Consider the following 15460-nt stretch of genomic DNA (forward strand, 5'->3'; position numbering starts at 1 on the left):
AAAATTATTCTTGCAGTTTATCTCTAGACATTTGATTGATTTCTTGTAAATTATTGTCTGAACTAGGTAAATCAGGTTTTGTACCAAAGAAATCATATCCATTTGAAAATTCAGATACTTTTATTCCTGTCCATTGACTGAAACCTTGTAAAAAAGAAAATGCACTTCGTTGTACTTTAATTAGGATATGGGTTGTATCATCAGATGAAAGACGTGCAAATGGAACACTATAACCTTCATATACGCCATCTCCATGGATAAACGTTTGCTCTGAACCATAACCTTGTTGTCTTAAACCATGATCAGAAAAATAAATTAAAGAATAAGGTTCATTTTTAACCTTAAGCATATTAATGATATCTGATAATAAGTTATCTGTTTCTAAAATACTGCTAACGTAGCAAGATATTTGTTTATTTTTAAAATGAAATTGCACTGGATTTTTTAATCGTTTACAAAATTCAGCATGAGAACCAATAAGATGTAAAACAATTAATTTGGGGTGTTCACTGGGTTGGTTGAGAACAGTTTGCAAGGGTTTCAATAATTCAGAATCATGAATATTTTCCCCTTTTTTATAATCTTTGCGTTGCGTAAAATAGCGTTCATCAGCCAGCATGGCAAATGCAGAAACACCACTATCATCATCACCAAACATTCCTTGATTGGATAACCAATATGTTGAAAAACCAGCCATTTTTGCCATGCTAATAACATTGTTATACATTTTACCGCGCATACTTAATGTGCTAGGTATACTCCCAAGTGTATAAGATGCGGTAGAAACATAGCCATCAATTAATAATCCATTGGTTTTACTCAAAAAAGGTGTATTTGGCAAATTAAATCCATAAGCATTCAAATAATCTTTACGTGCACTTTCGCCAATTACTATCACATAATTTTGATATTTAGGTTTAACAGATTGAATATGCCAAGTAGGTGCTTGAGTAAATTGTGCCAGCATTTCTCGTTTAGCTTGCCAATACAGTTTAGGTGCGATGGCTAAATCTACATAAAATCCAATTAGTGTGATTGAAAAAATCCGCCCATCACGCCATTGATAAAATTGTCCGACTACATTAATAATAGGTGGTATGAATAATAATGCAAGCACAAGTTTTACCATTTGTTGTTTGATTTTTTTTGGCCAACAGGGTAATTCTAAAAACCAAACGCAACACCATCGCCATGTTATGATACCAAAAAATAAAAAAGTTATCTGCAACAGCCAAATACTAAATGGCACATTCCTTAAAAATTGTATGGATTCTTGCACATTGGTTTCCATCAATGCACTTGTAATCTGATAAGTCGGTGCACCATACTGCCAACCAATTGGAAAATAAAAGCCAGTAGATAATACATATATTAACAAAATATTTGATGCTAAACGCGGTCGCCAACTTGCCAGTACCAAAAATAAAATGAGTGAGCCAATTGTTCCTAATGCAATATCGCGAATAATAGGTTCGGTTGCATAGTCCCCAAATCCATAACCTGTTGCAAAGCATGAAAAAAAGCAAAATGCAGTCAAAAAGGTACATGCTATATTTTTTGAATTTATCATATTTATTCTCCAAATCCATAACTTGTTGCAAAACATGAAAAAAGCAAAATACCGCGTCAATAATATACATATTATATTTTTGAATTTATCATATGTATAATCTAAGAACCAGTGTTCATAATCTTAATAGCTTGCTTTTATCGCCACTTCGTGCGCCTACTGAGTTGGCTTTTTCAGCCAATTATTCAATGGGTTTCAGGATAGTTCTCACATTTTGCTTGACAAATAAAATCTGTATTTGTATTATAGGCAGCGATATGACCGCCGCCTCTGTTTTTACAAGCGGTGGTTTTTGTTTGTCCACACGTCTAATTCAGCGTAGCCAACAATCGCACCAAATTTCTCCAATCTGATGTTTTCGCTGCTATTTTCTGGAAAATTTCTCAACAAATCCAACACACGCACTCCCCATTCCGAATGCGGAGACAATACGTTCAGCATCATTTTCATTACGCAAAAATAGAAAAATGGACGTTTATTATCCAATTTTTGCCCAAATACATTGGCATCTAGTTCAGGCGCAACACGCGACAAACGAATATTCCATAAGCGGTCGTGATGTGAAGCAATATTTCTGATTTCATTCAGACTTTCTAATATTCGCCCAAAAACATAGCCATTGTCAAAACCATATTTTCGCGCAATCTGATTTTTATCGCTTTTTTTCATGCCGCTATACAAACGCGACATCGCACCAAAATCCCATACGCCACTCGCTGCCCACACAGGCAAACAGCCGTATTTTTGTAGATGATGTTGCACAAAATCTTTATATTGTGCCTTTTTTATCAAATCTTCATGTTTATCAATCCATTGTTGATGCTTGCTGCCTGAAACAAAATTTTTATCAAAAAATGCAGGTTGCTCGTATGCCAAAGGATGATATTTTCCCAAACAATGGGCAATATCATTTTTTATTGCAATTTCAATGCGTTCCAGTGCATCAATCGCCAATAAACGCAGCTTTTTGTCAAATAGATACAAAGACAGAACGGTTTCAAAATCGCAGCCTGCCTTAAACGTATCCAGCAATTTATTTTTTTCGCTATTCCATTGACGAAAAACATGAAAATATCCACTCAAGCGATAATATCCGATGCGTTGCAAATAATGTAACGCACGTTTAGGGTCGTCAATTGTCATGCCACGTTCTTGCAAACGCAGTAATTGAACCGAAAAATCTTGCCAGTGTTTCAGTGGGTCAAAACCGTGTTTGAAGAACGTTTCATACTTTCCCAGCGCGTTTTCTGCCACTTCAAAATCTGAAAAATGATGTTTCACGCCTTGCACGTCTTGGTAGGTTTCGTGTCCTTTTCCTGCAATCAAAACAATGTCTTGCGGTGCTGCTTGCGCGATGGTTTGCTCAATCGCGGTTTGTCTATCCACTTGCACCAAGGCAGCATTTGGCACGGCGGGCAAAATGTCGGCGATAATCGCTTGTGGGTCTTCCATGCGCGGATTGTCGCTGGTTACAATGGGGCGATCGCTGTGTTGCGCTGCCACCGCGCCCATCAATGGACGTTTGCCACTGTCGCGGTTGCCACCACAGCCAAACACACACCATAATTTGCTCTCTGGACTTTGAATTTCGCGTAAAGTCGTTAAAGCTTTTTCCAGTGCATCTGGTGTATGGGCATAGTCTACTACGACTAATGGTTTGTTTTCATTGATAATACAATCCATGCGTCCTGTGGCTGGTCGGATTTGCGACAAGGCATTTAAGGCAGCCTGAAACTCAAATCCACTCGCGCACAATGCACCGATTGCCGCCGCAAAATTTTGTGCGTTGAAGCGTCCCAATAATCGTGTTTGCGTGGTGCCATTGCCCCACGGCGTTTGTAAACCAATTTTCATTCCTTGTGTGTTGGCAATAAACTCTGTGATGCGAATGTCTGCATTTTCGTTAAAACCATAGGAATAAATATTCAGGTTGTCTGCATATTGTTGTTTTAATTGTAAAATAAGTTTTGAACCAAATTCATCGTCTGAATTGATGATGGCATTCTCCAAGCCTTGCCAATGAAATAATCGGGCTTTGGTTGCGCCATATTCTGCCATGCTGTTGTGGTAATCCAAGTGGTCGCGCGTTAAATTGGTAAAAATGGCGGTTTTAAATGGCACGCCATTGACGCGGTATTGGTGCAAGCCGTGACTGGACACTTCCATGGCAATGTGATTTGCACCTAATTGTTTGAACTGGCGCAATAAAGTTTGCACAGAAACGGGGTCGGGCGTGGTGTGTGTGGTTTCTTGCAGTTCGCCAAAAAAACCATTGCCTACTGTACCGATAATTGCACACGATTTTTTATTTTCTAAAATATCAATCGCTTGTGCGATCCATTGGGTGATGGATGTTTTGCCGTTTGTGCCTGTTACGCCAAAAATATTCAGGCTGTCTGTGCTATTTTGGTAAACCGCATTCGCCAAAATTCCAGCACATTGTTTTAAATCGGAAATGGGTTGATTGGAGACTGCCCATTCGGGTTGCCATTGGAATGTACCGTCATCTTCCCAAAATACAAAACTTGCGCCGTTTTCAATCGCAGATTGAATGTACAACCGCCCGTCCGCGTATTCGCCTTGACACGCAATGAATATATCATTTGGCTGAATTTTTCGGCTATCAGCGTGTAACGTTTGGCTGCCTGAAATATGGCATTTGAGTTCGGGTAATTGAGCATTTTTTGGGGCTGCAATTTGGCTAAACATTTATTGATTTCCTTTGTATTTTGATTTTTCAGGCTGCCTGAAACGGCGGAAACACCCTTACATGGCAACCATGTAAAGGTGTCAATCTCATGAGATTACTCAGGCAAAATTTCTGTTTCCAATGCCTTTTCTTCTTCTGTTTTAACTGCTTGTTGAACAGTAGGTTGCGCGACATTAATTGGATTTGTCGGCGGCACACCTAGAATTTTTAACCCACCACTCATGACACCACGGAATGCAGGTCCCGCCACCAAACCACCATAGTAGCCTTTACCGCGTGGGTCATCAATTGTAACCGCCACAATCAAACGTGGGTCTTGAGCGGGGGCAAAGCCCACGAAACTGGCACGGTAACGGTCTTCGTAGCTTCCTGCTACTACTTTTTTCGCTGTACCGGTTTTTGCGCCAACATCGTAGCCGTCAATGGCACCAGTTACACCGCTACCACCTTTTCGCGTTACGCTAATCATCATTTCGCGCATCAATTTAGCGGTACTGGGTTTAATCACTTGTTCGCCATCGGGTGCGCTGTCGCGTTTGTAAATGGTAACGGGCAGTAATTTGCCATCGGCAGTAAAAATCGTATAGGCTTGAGCCATTTGCAATAAATTTGCTGTAATCGCGTAGCCATACGACATCACTGCTTTGTCCAATGCCCCCCACTGATTGGCAGGTTTGATGGGGGTAAACTGTTCACCTGTTACGCCAGAATTGGTTTTGCGACCAAAGCCAATTTGATGATAAAAATCATATAAAGTTTGGCTTGGATACATTGCGGCAATATGGCTGGTTCCCACGTTAGACGATTTTTGCAAAATGCCTTCGGTGGTTAAATTTGGATAATCATGCACATCGCGAATGGTTTTTGAACCAATATTAAATGGATTGGTATTAAAATTGGTGTAACGGTTGATTTTGCCATCATCAACGGCTTTGGCGACCACAAATGGCTTGAATACAGACCCAGGTTCCATGGTTACGCCAACCGCGAAATTACGAAAATTATCATCAGGATAATCTTGATAAAAATTGGCATCGTAATCAGGCAAACTACTTAACGCCAAAATTTCGCCAGTTTTCGCATCTAACACCACCACGCCACCTGCTTTTGCGTTGAAACGGCTGATGGTTTTTTGTAATTCAGAACGTGCCAAACGCTGAATTTCTTGATTCACCGACAACACCAAAGTTTTACCTGGTCGTGCTGATTTATTTTCTGGAGAATCAATCAACTCAATAATATTTTGATGGCGGTCGCGCAAAACCAATTGTTTGCCGTCTTCACCCATCAAATTATCGTTTTCAGTGCGCTCCAAACCTTCCAAACCCACGCCTTTTTTATTTGCAAAACCAACAATATGCGAAAATAAGTTACCTGTTGGATAGGTACGTTCGCTGCGTTCTTCAAATCGCAAGCTAGGGATTTTTAATTTTTTTAATTCATCGGCTTCTGATAAAGATAATTCAGCTTTGCTGTTCCAATATGTTTTGGAAATGTCTTTTAATTTTTCGCGGACTTCGCTTTCAGGCAGCTTTAAAATTTTGGCTAATTTGGCGAATTGTTCATCGGAAATGGTTTCCCAATTAATTGGGTCGCCTTTGCGTTTGGGTTCGTAGATGGCTTTGGGGTTAAAAGTGGGGACGCGTAAATAGCGGCTGACTGCCAAAACAGTGCCGCTACGGTCGGTAATCATGCCGCGCAATGCAGATTCTTTGATGCTGCGTAACGTGCGGTCTGTGCCGAATTTGTTTAATTCATCACTGTGTTGTGTGTGAATGAATAATGCGTATCCAATTAAGCCAATAAATGCTGCATTAATGGCACCTAAGACAATTCTCAAACGTGTATTGCTATAACTATTTGATTTTTTTTGTTTTTTATGCTTTCGGTGTAATTTGGGCGCAGGATTAGGTGCGCTTTCCATTGGCTCTTCAGATGAATTAGGTGGCAATTCTGGAGGGGGAATATTTGACATAATGGGTTTATTGGAAATCTAAAATAACGGTTTCTTCAACGCTAGGCTCGTGCATATTCATTTTGCTGGCAGCGTTGTTAATAATTTTGGTGTCAACGGCTTGGCTTAAGCTGTATTGTAATTCAGCAAAATCTTGGTCTAAACGAATACCGCGTTCTTGAGCTTTGCCATACAGTTGGGTTTCTTGTTTGATGCTGTTGCTTAAATCCACAACGTAGTATGCAGACCACAAAACAAGTATTAATAATATGATGTTGGTTTTGGTTGCCATGGGTTTAACTTTCTCAGGCAGCGTATTGATTAAAAAAGGGTATCTTTGTAAAAACGAAGCAAATCGCGCTTTAAATTTATCTGTCAATTTATTTTTTGAATTCATGGGAAAACCTTATTGTCATGCTGGCGGCAATCAATTAAACAGACATTATTTTCAGGCAGCCTGAAAAATACCGTGCGTGCGTTCGGCAATACGTAAAACCGCAGAACGAGCGCGTGGGTTATGGGCAATTTCATCATCACTGGGTTTGATGGCTTTGCCCACTGCCAACAATGGCGGTTGTGGCAAATCGGTTTCGCGAATGGCTGCCCATTTGGGGAGGGGCGCATGGGTGGAATGCGTGCGAATAAATTGTTTAACCAAGCGGTCTTCCAACGAATGAAACGCAATCACTGCCAAACGTCCACCGATATTCAAATGCGCGACAACTTGCGGCAAGACGGCTTGGATTTCATCAAGTTCACGATTAATGAAGATGCGAATGGCTTGGAATGTACGCGTCGCGGGGTCTTGACCGCGCTCGCGAGTGCGGACGACTTGTGCCGTGATTTTCGCCAACTGGTTGGTTGTAATGATGGGACTGTCTTCGCGTTGCGTAACAATTGCGCGCGCGATTTGGCGACTAAACCGCTCTTCACCATAATTTTTTATGACCTCATGTATTTCTTGTTCATCGGCAATGGCTAACCAATCGGCAGCCGACTGTCCACGCGTGGTATCCATTCTCATATCCAGTGGCGCATCAAAACGAAAACTGAATCCGCGAGACGCATCGTCAATTTGTGGTGATGAAATCCCCAAATCAAACAACGCACCATCAATATGATTCAAGCCCAAATCATTTTTTAAGGCTACCTGAAAATGTGAAAATCCATTATGAATAACTTTTACGCGCTTATCTTGTTTTGCTAATTCTTGTGCGACTTCAATGGCTTGTGGGTCTTTGTCAAATACAATCAGCCGCCCCGATTCACCCAATCGCGATAAAATCAAACGCGAATGCCCACCGCGCCCAAACGTGCCATCTACATAAACGCCATCTGCGCGAATATTCAGCGCGTCAACCGCTTCATGCAGTAATACAGTAATGTGTTTAAATTCAGATGGTTGGTTCATAATATTCAATTGGTTTGGCTGAAAGGGAATGTGAAATTTGAGATTTCTAAAATGAAAAAATGGCACGTTTCGTGCCACTTTGGGACAATGGATAATTTAGACATCACACTGATTTTTTAGTAAAAATGATTATTTCAAGGCAAAAATACAAGTCAATGTAAATGTATATTAATTAAATGTATTATTGGTGCATATTTTGAACACCGAACTAAACGATTTTTGACAAAAAGCAAGCGCGAATAAATTGTCCATTACCCCCAAACCCACAGTTGCACACTATAAAAAAAAATTGCCTTACGGTCAAACCGCACCAATGCAATCCAACCACGAATTTATGCGCCAATTCCAGTCAAATGGTAATCTGCAAAATGCTTCAGGCTGCCTGCTACTTAATTATTTAACCTAAAAAAATAAAAACCCTAAAAAAAACAAGTGTAAAAAATAAACTCAACGTACCCACACAAAACCGATATAATAATAACAGCTCACTTTTTTTTACATAATTTAACTTCTAATCTAAAATTATCTACATACTTATGCACAACACTCAAATCCCCGATTTATCCGCAGATGCTGTCTACGCAAGCGCACAATTAACCGAATTTATCAGCGAAAAAATCCGTGAAAACGGTGGCTCAATTCCATTTTCACAATTTATGCAACTGGCTTTGTATGCCCCCAAACGGGGCTACTATACAGGTGGCGCACATAAAATTGGTGTCTCTGGTGATTTCATGACAGCTCCCATGCTTACGCCTTTATTTGCACAAACTTTGGCCAATCAAATCAAACCATTGCTCATGCAAACCGCCGCGAATATCTATGAATTTGGTGCAGGAACGGGTGTGTTGGCGGCAGATTTATTGAACACACTTTCAGGCAGCCTGAAAAATTATTATATTATTGAATTATCATCAGAATTAGCCGAACGTCAGCAAAATTATATTCAACAATACGCCCCCAATTTTGCGCATCAAGTAACGTGGCTGGATACGCTGCCTGAACAATTTGATGGTGTGTTAATTGGCAATGAAGTGCTGGACGCAATGCCTGTGGAGCGTGTGCGTTGCGCGGGAAATGGGCAATTTGAGCGAGTATGTGTGGCGGTAGAAAATGAGCAATTTATTTGGCAATTCAAACCATTATTAGATGATGACTTGTTTCAGGCAGCCTGCAAATATTTGCCGAAGAATGTCGCGAATTACACCAGTGAATTACATTTGACGCAGTATGCTTTTGTTCGGACGTTGGCGGAAAAATTGGTGCGTGGCGCGATGATTTGGATTGATTATGGTTTTGATTATAAACAATATTATCACGAACAGCGCAACGATGGCACACTCATTGGGCATCATCGTCATCACAGTATTCACGATCCTTTTTTTCGTGTGGGTTTGACGGATTTGACAGCGCATGTGAATTTTACCGATATTGCTGAAGCAGGGGTGCAGGCAGAGTTGGATTTGATTGGCTATACGACTCAAGCTAATTTTCTGTTTAATTTGGGTATTTTGGATTTACTTGCCGCACAATTCCCACAAACGGATACGCCCGAATATGTGAAAGCAGCCCACGCCGTGCAGCAGTTAACTGCTCAACATGAAATGGGTGAATTATTTAAAGTCATTGCTTTTGGGCGTGATGTGGATGTGGATTGGTTGGGATTTTCGTATGGTGATTTGTGCCATAAATTGTAGGAATAATACAGCTTGTCTTGAAAATATTATTTATATTCAAAAGGATAGTTTTTTAAATAAAAATAGGGTGTGGCGATTGTTGTCGCTTTACTCTAATTTTAATTTAATCCGTTATCGTATTTTTCATTTTAAACAATGACAATGTTCTTATCGTATGGAAATTTACTCAATTCATGAATGGTCATTTTCGCACACAATCAACTCGGTTATAATTCAGCCTATTTTAAAATCATTATCAAGTAGGAAACAATTATGACGGTCATCATTACTACTCCCGAAGAACAAGAAAAAATGCGTGAATTAGGCAAGCTCGTTGCTGAAGCACTAGATTATATTGGTGATTTTATCAAACCTGGTATCACCACCAATGAAATTGACCAATTGGTTTATGATTATCATGTGAATGTGCAAGGCGGCTATCCTGCGCCACTCCATTACGGTAATCCGCCTTACCCGAAATCGTGTTGTACATCGGTTAATCATGTGATTTGCCATGGTATTCCCGATGACAAACCTTTGAAAGAAGGTGATATTATCAATGTTGATTTAACCATCAAAAAAGACGGTTTTCATGGCGATTCTAGTCGAATGTTTGCAGTGGGCAAAATCAGCCCACAAGCTCAACGACTCATTGATGTAACCCACGAATCCATGATGGCGGGCATTGCCGCCGTAAAAGCTGGCGCAACGCTTGGCGACATCGGTTGGGCGTGCCAAAATGTTGCTGAAAATGCTGGCTATTCAGTCGTGCAAGAATTTTGTGGACATGGTATCGGGCGTGAATTTCATTGTGCGCCACAAATTTTGCATTATGGCAAAAAAGGTCAAGGCATGGTGTTGAAAGCTGGCATGATTTTTACCATTGAACCCATGATTAACCAAGGTAAACGCCATCTGCGAATTTTAGACGACGGCTGGACGGTCGTTACCAAAGATCGCAAATTGTCCGCACAATGGGAACACGAAGTGTTGGTAACCGAAACAGGTTGCGAAATTTTGACAATTTCACCACGAACGGGTCGTCCATAATTGCTGCGATTTGCTGACCCAAAATCATAAAATCAATCAGCCAAACACATCAATCAATAGAAATAAATCAAGATGAAAATTAAATATTTAATCTTTTCAGGCTGCCTATTTTTGCTGGCAGCTTGCGCCACACCACAAATGACCTCACCCAAAGATTGGCAAGCGCAACGTGATTGGAAAACCTTTGATGCGTCAGGGCGTTTGGGCGTGAAAATCAACGATAAAGGCAGCTATGCTAATTTTGATTGGATACGCGCTAATGGTGTGGAAACCATTGATGTGAATACACCTTTAGGTAATACAGTCGGGCAATTGTGTCGTGATGCGGAAGGCGTGTTGGCGGTGGATAGCAACGGTAAATTGTTTACCGCCAACACACCAGCCGAATTAAGCGAAGATTTACTCGGCTACAATTTGCCCATTGAGCATTTATCGGTGTGGGCAAATGGCGAGTGGGTAAGTGATGTTGCACATGGTTTCACGGTTGATGGTAAATTGCAGCAATTGGGCTGGACAATTTCACGCACGTTAAACGAAGACGGTACACCACGTATTTTATTATTAGAAAATGATAAATTGACGCTTCGTATGGTTTTCACCGAAAGCAGCCGCAGTGCAGGGCTGCCTGAAAAACAGGAGCGTTGCGCTGCCCGAATTTAAGAACCTGTGTTCATAATTTTAATAGCTTGCTTTTATTACCACTTCATGTGCCTACTGCGTTGGTTTAGTATTCGCAAAAATGGTCAATAAAATCAAATTATCAATCTTACGAACACAGGTTCTAAATTATTTCTTCAGGCAGCCTGAAACTTCATGAATCCAAAATCAAAATTCAATTTTTTCCGCGTCATCTAAGCTTTTCAGCCACGCCAATTTTTCTGCAATTTTGCTTTCTAAACCGCGTTCTGTTGGTTGATAAAAACAAGGTTCTTCTAAATTATCAGGCATATACGTTTCACCTGCGGCGTAGGCATGGGGTTCATCGTGGGCGTAACGATACGTGTGCCCGTAGCCTAATTCGGACATCAATTCGGTGGGGGCATTGCGTAGATGAAATGGTACTTCCGCGCTGCCATGTTCGCGGACAAATTGGCGCATTTTGTTGAATGCCACGTAGCCTGCGTTGGATTTGGCGGCGGTAGCGAGATACAACACGGCTTGCGACAATGCCAATTCGCCTTCGGGTGAGCCAAGTCGTTCGTAGGCTGAAGCCGCATCGGTGGCGATTTGTATGGCGCGTGGATCGGCTAACCCTATGTCTTCCCAAGCAATTCTAATCAAACGGCGCGATAAATAACGTGGGTCTACTCCCCCCTCTAGCATTCGGCAAAACCAATACAATGCTGCATTTGGGTGTGAACCGCGTATGGATTTATGCAATGCGGAAATTTGGTTGTAGAATTGTTCGCCATTTTTATCAAAACGTTGGATTTGTGAACCAATGGTTTGAGCAGTAAATTTCGCGTTGATGGTGGGTAAATTTAGTGCAGCATTGGCGTTGATGATTTGTTCCAATAAATTCAACAAACGCCGTGCATCGCCATCGGCTGACTGGATGATCAATTGTTCGGCTGGTGATTCTAACATGATGCCTTGATATTCAGGCAGCCTGAAAACGCGTTGGCACAATAAAGTTAATTCGGCTGGTGTCAGTGGATTGAGTGTGTAAACGCTGGCACGACTCAGTAGCGCGGCATTGACTTCAAACGATGGATTTTCGGTAGTTGCGCCGATGAATGTGATTAAGCCACTTTCAACGTGGGGCAAAAATGCGTCTTGTTGGGCTTTGTTAAATCGGTGGACTTCATCAACAAAAATAATGGTGCGGCGACCTTGTTGCCACGCTAATTCGGCTTTGAGTACCGCTTCACGAATTTCTTTTACACCAGAGAACACCGCAGATAGCGAGATAAATTGTGCGTCAAAACTGTTGGCGATGATTTGCGCCAATGTGGTTTTGCCTACACCTGTCGCACCCCATAAAATCATGGAATGCGGCACACCACTGGCAATGGCAACAGACAAAGGTTTCCCCTCGCCAATCAAATGCTGCTGCCCAACCACGTCAGACAAGATTTTAGGGCGCAGCCGTTCGGCAAGTGGTGGAGTAGGGGTGGTTTGAAATAGGTTTTGGGTCATCATAATCATCATCACACGAAAACAAATTGATGATTTGATTTTACCAGTTTACGTGTAGAACGAAATCAATTCACAAAATAAATCTTCAGGCTGCCTGAAAAAAGATTTTGTGAATTTTGAATGTGGAATTTTGTCTATGATTTGGCTGAATACGAATGGCTTTTCCGTTATAATTTTACTGTATTTGATGTAACACGTTTCAGGCTGCCTGAACGTGTTTGATTTTTTTGTATGATTTTGATGAAAGCAGTTTTCTAGATGGATAAATTAAAAATTGTTGCCAACGGCAAACTTAATGGTGAAATTGTGATTTCGGGTGCTAAAAATGCGGCGTTGCCATTGATGTGTGCGGGTTTGTTGTCTAATGGCACGTTACGCTTGAAAAATGTGCCGATGCTTGCAGATGTGAAAACCACGCAAAAATTGTTGCAAGGTATGGGCGCACGCGTTTTGACCGACAATATTTCTGAATTTGAAATCAATGGTAGTACAGTAAACAATACTTGTGCGCCATATGATTTGGTACGCACCATGCGTGCATCTATTTTGGTATTGGGCCCGACTTTGGCGCGATTTGGTAAGGCGGAAGTGAGTTTACCTGGTGGTTGCGCGATTGGGGCGCGTCCTGTGGATTTGCATTTGAAAGGTTTGGAAGCCATGGGCGCGCAAATTGTCATTGAACATGGTTATGTGAAAGCCACCGCCCCACAAGGAAAATTACAAGGCGCACGCGTGGTCATGGACATGGTAACCGTAGGGGGAACGGAAAATTTGTTAATGGCGGCAACATTAGCCGAAGGCACGACTGTATTGGAAAATTGTGCGGTTGAGCCTGAAGTTGTGGATTTAGCGAATTGTTTGGTAAAAATGGGCGCGAAAATTCAAGGTATCGGCACGCAAACCATGACGATTGAAGGCGTAACCGAATTACATGGCGCAGAATACAGCGTGGTTCCTGACCGCATTGAAGCAGGTACGTTTTTGTGTGCTGTGGCGATGACAGGCGGCAAAGTGGTGTTGCGCAATGCTGCACCACAGACCATGCAAGTGGTATTGGATAAATTGGTAGAAGCAGGCGCAATTATTGAAGCAGGTGATGACTGGATTAGCATAGATATGCAGCAACGTCCGAAAGCTGTAAACATTCGCACCGCCGAACATCCAGCTTTCCCAACCGATATGCAGGCGCAATTTATGGCGATGAACGCGGTGGCAGATGGCACTTGCACCGTTACCGAAACCATTTTTGAAAACCGTTTTATGCATATCCCTGAATTAAATCGCATGGGTGCCAATATTTCAGCCGAAGGCAATACGGCTGTGGTCAAAGGCGTAGAGAAATTGTCGGGCGCAACTGTGATGGCAACTGATTTACGTGCATCAGCCAGTTTGGTGATTGCAGGTTTGGTGGCGGAAGGCGAAACCATTGTGGAGCAAATCTACCATCTTGATCGTGGCTACGAACACATTGAGAAAAAACTCGGTGGTGTGGGCGCAAAAATTGAGCGGATTCACGGCTAATGAAGTTTCAGGCTGCCTGAAAAATTTTAATCAAGGAAAAATAACATGAGTTTAATTATTGAAGATTTAATTGTGGGTGATGGCGCAGAAGCCGTCAAAGGCAAAGACATTACCGTACACTACACAGGCTGGCTGACGGACGGCACAAAATTTGACAGCAGCGTGGATCGTCGTCAACCGTTCACATTGACTTTGGGTGTGGGCGAAGTGATTCAAGGCTGGGACGAAGGTTTTGGTGGCATGAAAGTCGGTGGTAAACGTAAATTGACCATTCCGCCAGAAATGGGCTATGGTTCACGTGCAGTGGGTGGCGGTTTGATTCCAGCCCATTCTACTTTGATTTTTGAAGTGGAATTATTGCGCGTGCATGATTAATTTATAAGAAAATGATTTTTCAGGTTGAAACCGTTGCAAAACCTTTAAATTTGCTGAAAATAGGGGTTTTGCAAGGGTTTCAACCTGAAAAAATTCACAAACCCAATTCATTCAAAAAGCGAATATCATCAGCCCAACCCGATTTCACTTTGACCCAAACTTTCAAAAATACTTTACAATCAAACAGTTTTTCCATATCTAAACGCGCTTCGGTAGAGATTTTTTTTAATTTCTCACCACCACGCCCGATGACAATTGGTTTTTGGTTTTCTTTATCCACCAGCACTGCGATGTAAATGTGAAACATACCATTTTCTTCTTTAAATTGTTCTACTTCCACATTCATTGCGTAAGGCAACTCTTCGCCCAAATAGCGGAATAATTTTTCGCGCACAATTTCCATTGCCAAAAAGCGACTGGATTTATCAGTAACCATGTCTTCTGGATACATTGGCACGCTTTCAGGTAAAAATGGTTTCAATGTTTCCAATAAGTTAGCGATGCGCAAGCCGTGTTTCGCGCTCACGACTTCCACCGCCACAAACTCAAATTCTGCACGTACTTGCTCAATAAATGCGTTTAATGCCAATTTGTCTTTTGCTTTGTCCTTGTCAATTTTGTTCACGACCAGTACAACAGGCGTATTTTTCGGTAATTGTTTCAATACCGTGCGGTCGGCATCTGTGAATCGCATTGCTTCTAGCACAAATGCAATTGCGTCCACACCATTCATTGCTTCTGTTACATTTAAATTTAATCTATCATTCAAGGCATTGCGGTGGTCTGTTTGAAATCCAGGTGTATCCACAAACACAAATTGTGCGGTGTTGTCGGTGTAAATGCCCGTAACTTTGTGGCGCGTGGTTTGCGCTTTTTTGCTGGTAATGCTGATTTTTTGCCCAATCAAATGATTCATCAGCGTGGACTTGCCTACATTCGGACGACCAACAATCGCAATAAAACCACAACGATAATTTTGTGTAGCTTGTGCTTCATTGGCTAAAAATTCTTCTACATTCATGTTTTTCTTTCTTAAATTTTTTCAGGCTGCCTG

General features: G+C 41.6%; 13 protein-coding genes and 1 pseudogene. 6 read left to right on the top strand and 8 right to left on the bottom strand.

Features of this window, described 5'->3' with window-relative positions; all coding sequences use genetic code 11:
* Nucleotides 1–4 precede the first annotated feature (4 nt).
* From BWP33_RS05765 to rsmH, 6 genes and pseudogenes are all read right to left on the bottom strand, one after another.
* The gene (locus BWP33_RS05765) at nucleotides 5–1570 is read right to left on the bottom strand and encodes a phosphoethanolamine transferase family protein (protein WP_002641933.1); all 1566 of its coding nucleotides are present in this window, start codon (nucleotides 1568–1570) and stop codon (nucleotides 5–7) included.
* A 276-nt stretch (nucleotides 1571–1846) separates the two neighbouring features.
* Entirely contained in the window at nucleotides 1847–2713 is an 867-nt protein-coding gene (locus tag BWP33_RS12960; protein ID WP_224451259.1) for an Abi family protein, read from the bottom strand.
* Between the two features lie 87 nt (nucleotides 2714–2800).
* Nucleotides 2801–4279, bottom strand: a pseudogene (locus BWP33_RS12965) (UDP-N-acetylmuramoyl-L-alanyl-D-glutamate--2,6-diaminopimelate ligase); the annotation flags it as partial.
* Nucleotides 4280–4374: 95 nt separating this feature from the next.
* The gene (locus tag BWP33_RS05775; protein ID WP_002641931.1) at nucleotides 4375–6255 is read right to left on the bottom strand and encodes a peptidoglycan D,D-transpeptidase FtsI family protein; all 1881 of its coding nucleotides are present in this window, start codon (nucleotides 6253–6255) and stop codon (nucleotides 4375–4377) included.
* 7 nt (nucleotides 6256–6262) lie between these two features.
* On the bottom strand, nucleotides 6263–6631 hold the full coding sequence (locus BWP33_RS05780) for a cell division protein FtsL (RefSeq protein WP_002641930.1): 369 nt from the start codon (nucleotides 6629–6631) through the stop codon (nucleotides 6263–6265).
* Between the two features lie 51 nt (nucleotides 6632–6682).
* On the bottom strand, nucleotides 6683–7645 hold the full coding sequence (gene rsmH, locus BWP33_RS05790) for a 16S rRNA (cytosine(1402)-N(4))-methyltransferase RsmH (protein ID WP_002641929.1): 963 nt from the start codon (nucleotides 7643–7645) through the stop codon (nucleotides 6683–6685).
* A gap of 244 nt (nucleotides 7646–7889) precedes the next feature.
* On the opposite strand from rsmH, the gene BWP33_RS12380 reads away from it, so the two are divergent.
* From BWP33_RS12380 to BWP33_RS05805, 4 genes are all read left to right on the top strand, one after another.
* Nucleotides 7890–8051, top strand: coding sequence for a hypothetical protein (locus BWP33_RS12380; protein ID WP_155999551.1), 162 nt, complete (start codon nucleotides 7890–7892; stop codon nucleotides 8049–8051).
* A gap of 130 nt (nucleotides 8052–8181) precedes the next feature.
* Nucleotides 8182–9342, top strand: a complete 1161-nt coding sequence (locus BWP33_RS05795; protein ID WP_002641928.1) for a class I SAM-dependent methyltransferase — start codon at nucleotides 8182–8184, stop codon at nucleotides 9340–9342.
* A 252-nt stretch (nucleotides 9343–9594) separates the two neighbouring features.
* Nucleotides 9595–10371 (top strand): type I methionyl aminopeptidase, encoded by a 777-nt coding sequence (gene map / locus BWP33_RS05800; RefSeq protein ID WP_002641927.1) that lies wholly within the window; start codon nucleotides 9595–9597, stop codon nucleotides 10369–10371.
* Between the two features lie 72 nt (nucleotides 10372–10443).
* Nucleotides 10444–11031, top strand: coding sequence for an outer membrane lipoprotein LolB (locus tag BWP33_RS05805; protein WP_040628964.1), 588 nt, complete (start codon nucleotides 10444–10446; stop codon nucleotides 11029–11031).
* A gap of 165 nt (nucleotides 11032–11196) precedes the next feature.
* Here the strand turns inward: BWP33_RS05805 and BWP33_RS05810 are convergent, their stop codons facing one another.
* On the bottom strand, nucleotides 11197–12519 hold the full coding sequence (locus tag BWP33_RS05810; RefSeq protein WP_002641925.1) for a replication-associated recombination protein A: 1323 nt from the start codon (nucleotides 12517–12519) through the stop codon (nucleotides 11197–11199).
* A 249-nt stretch (nucleotides 12520–12768) separates the two neighbouring features.
* Here BWP33_RS05810 and murA point away from each other — a divergent pair, with 249 nt between their 5' ends.
* Both murA and BWP33_RS05820 read left to right on the top strand, forming a co-directional pair.
* Nucleotides 12769–14031: a UDP-N-acetylglucosamine 1-carboxyvinyltransferase gene (gene murA / locus BWP33_RS05815; protein ID WP_002641924.1), complete on the top strand. Its 1263-nt coding sequence runs from the start codon at nucleotides 12769–12771 to the stop codon at nucleotides 14029–14031.
* A gap of 45 nt (nucleotides 14032–14076) precedes the next feature.
* Complete coding sequence (locus tag BWP33_RS05820) at nucleotides 14077–14406, top strand: FKBP-type peptidyl-prolyl cis-trans isomerase (RefSeq protein WP_002641923.1); 330 nt, start codon at nucleotides 14077–14079, stop codon at nucleotides 14404–14406.
* Between the two features lie 94 nt (nucleotides 14407–14500).
* Here the strand turns inward: BWP33_RS05820 and era are convergent, their stop codons facing one another.
* Nucleotides 14501–15427: a GTPase Era gene (gene era, locus BWP33_RS05825; protein ID WP_002641922.1), complete on the bottom strand. Its 927-nt coding sequence runs from the start codon at nucleotides 15425–15427 to the stop codon at nucleotides 14501–14503.
* Between the last annotated feature and the right edge of the window lie 33 nt (nucleotides 15428–15460).

The organism is Simonsiella muelleri ATCC 29453 (assembly GCF_002951835.1).
In the GTDB taxonomy this organism is placed as follows: domain Bacteria; phylum Pseudomonadota; class Gammaproteobacteria; order Burkholderiales; family Neisseriaceae; genus Simonsiella; species Simonsiella muelleri.

Coding starts and splice junctions, on each gene's coding strand:
- BWP33_RS05810 (WP_002641925.1), bottom strand. CDS start 12,519: ATGATTATGATGACCCAAAACCTATTTCAAACCACCCCTACTCCACCA.
- BWP33_RS05805 (WP_040628964.1), top strand. CDS start 10,444: ATGAAAATTAAATATTTAATCTTTTCAGGCTGCCTATTTTTGCTGGCA.
- BWP33_RS05820 (WP_002641923.1), top strand. CDS start 14,077: ATGAGTTTAATTATTGAAGATTTAATTGTGGGTGATGGCGCAGAAGCC.
- map (WP_002641927.1), top strand. CDS start 9,595: ATGACGGTCATCATTACTACTCCCGAAGAACAAGAAAAAATGCGTGAA.
- BWP33_RS12960 (WP_224451259.1), bottom strand. CDS start 2,713: ATGACAATTGACGACCCTAAACGTGCGTTACATTATTTGCAACGCATC.
- BWP33_RS05780 (WP_002641930.1), bottom strand. CDS start 6,631: ATGAATTCAAAAAATAAATTGACAGATAAATTTAAAGCGCGATTTGCT.
- era (WP_002641922.1), bottom strand. CDS start 15,427: ATGAATGTAGAAGAATTTTTAGCCAATGAAGCACAAGCTACACAAAAT.
- BWP33_RS05775 (WP_002641931.1), bottom strand. CDS start 6,255: ATGTCAAATATTCCCCCTCCAGAATTGCCACCTAATTCATCTGAAGAG.
- BWP33_RS05795 (WP_002641928.1), top strand. CDS start 8,182: ATGCACAACACTCAAATCCCCGATTTATCCGCAGATGCTGTCTACGCA.
- murA (WP_002641924.1), top strand. CDS start 12,769: ATGGATAAATTAAAAATTGTTGCCAACGGCAAACTTAATGGTGAAATT.
- BWP33_RS05765 (WP_002641933.1), bottom strand. CDS start 1,570: ATGATAAATTCAAAAAATATAGCATGTACCTTTTTGACTGCATTTTGC.
- rsmH (WP_002641929.1), bottom strand. CDS start 7,645: ATGAACCAACCATCTGAATTTAAACACATTACTGTATTACTGCATGAA.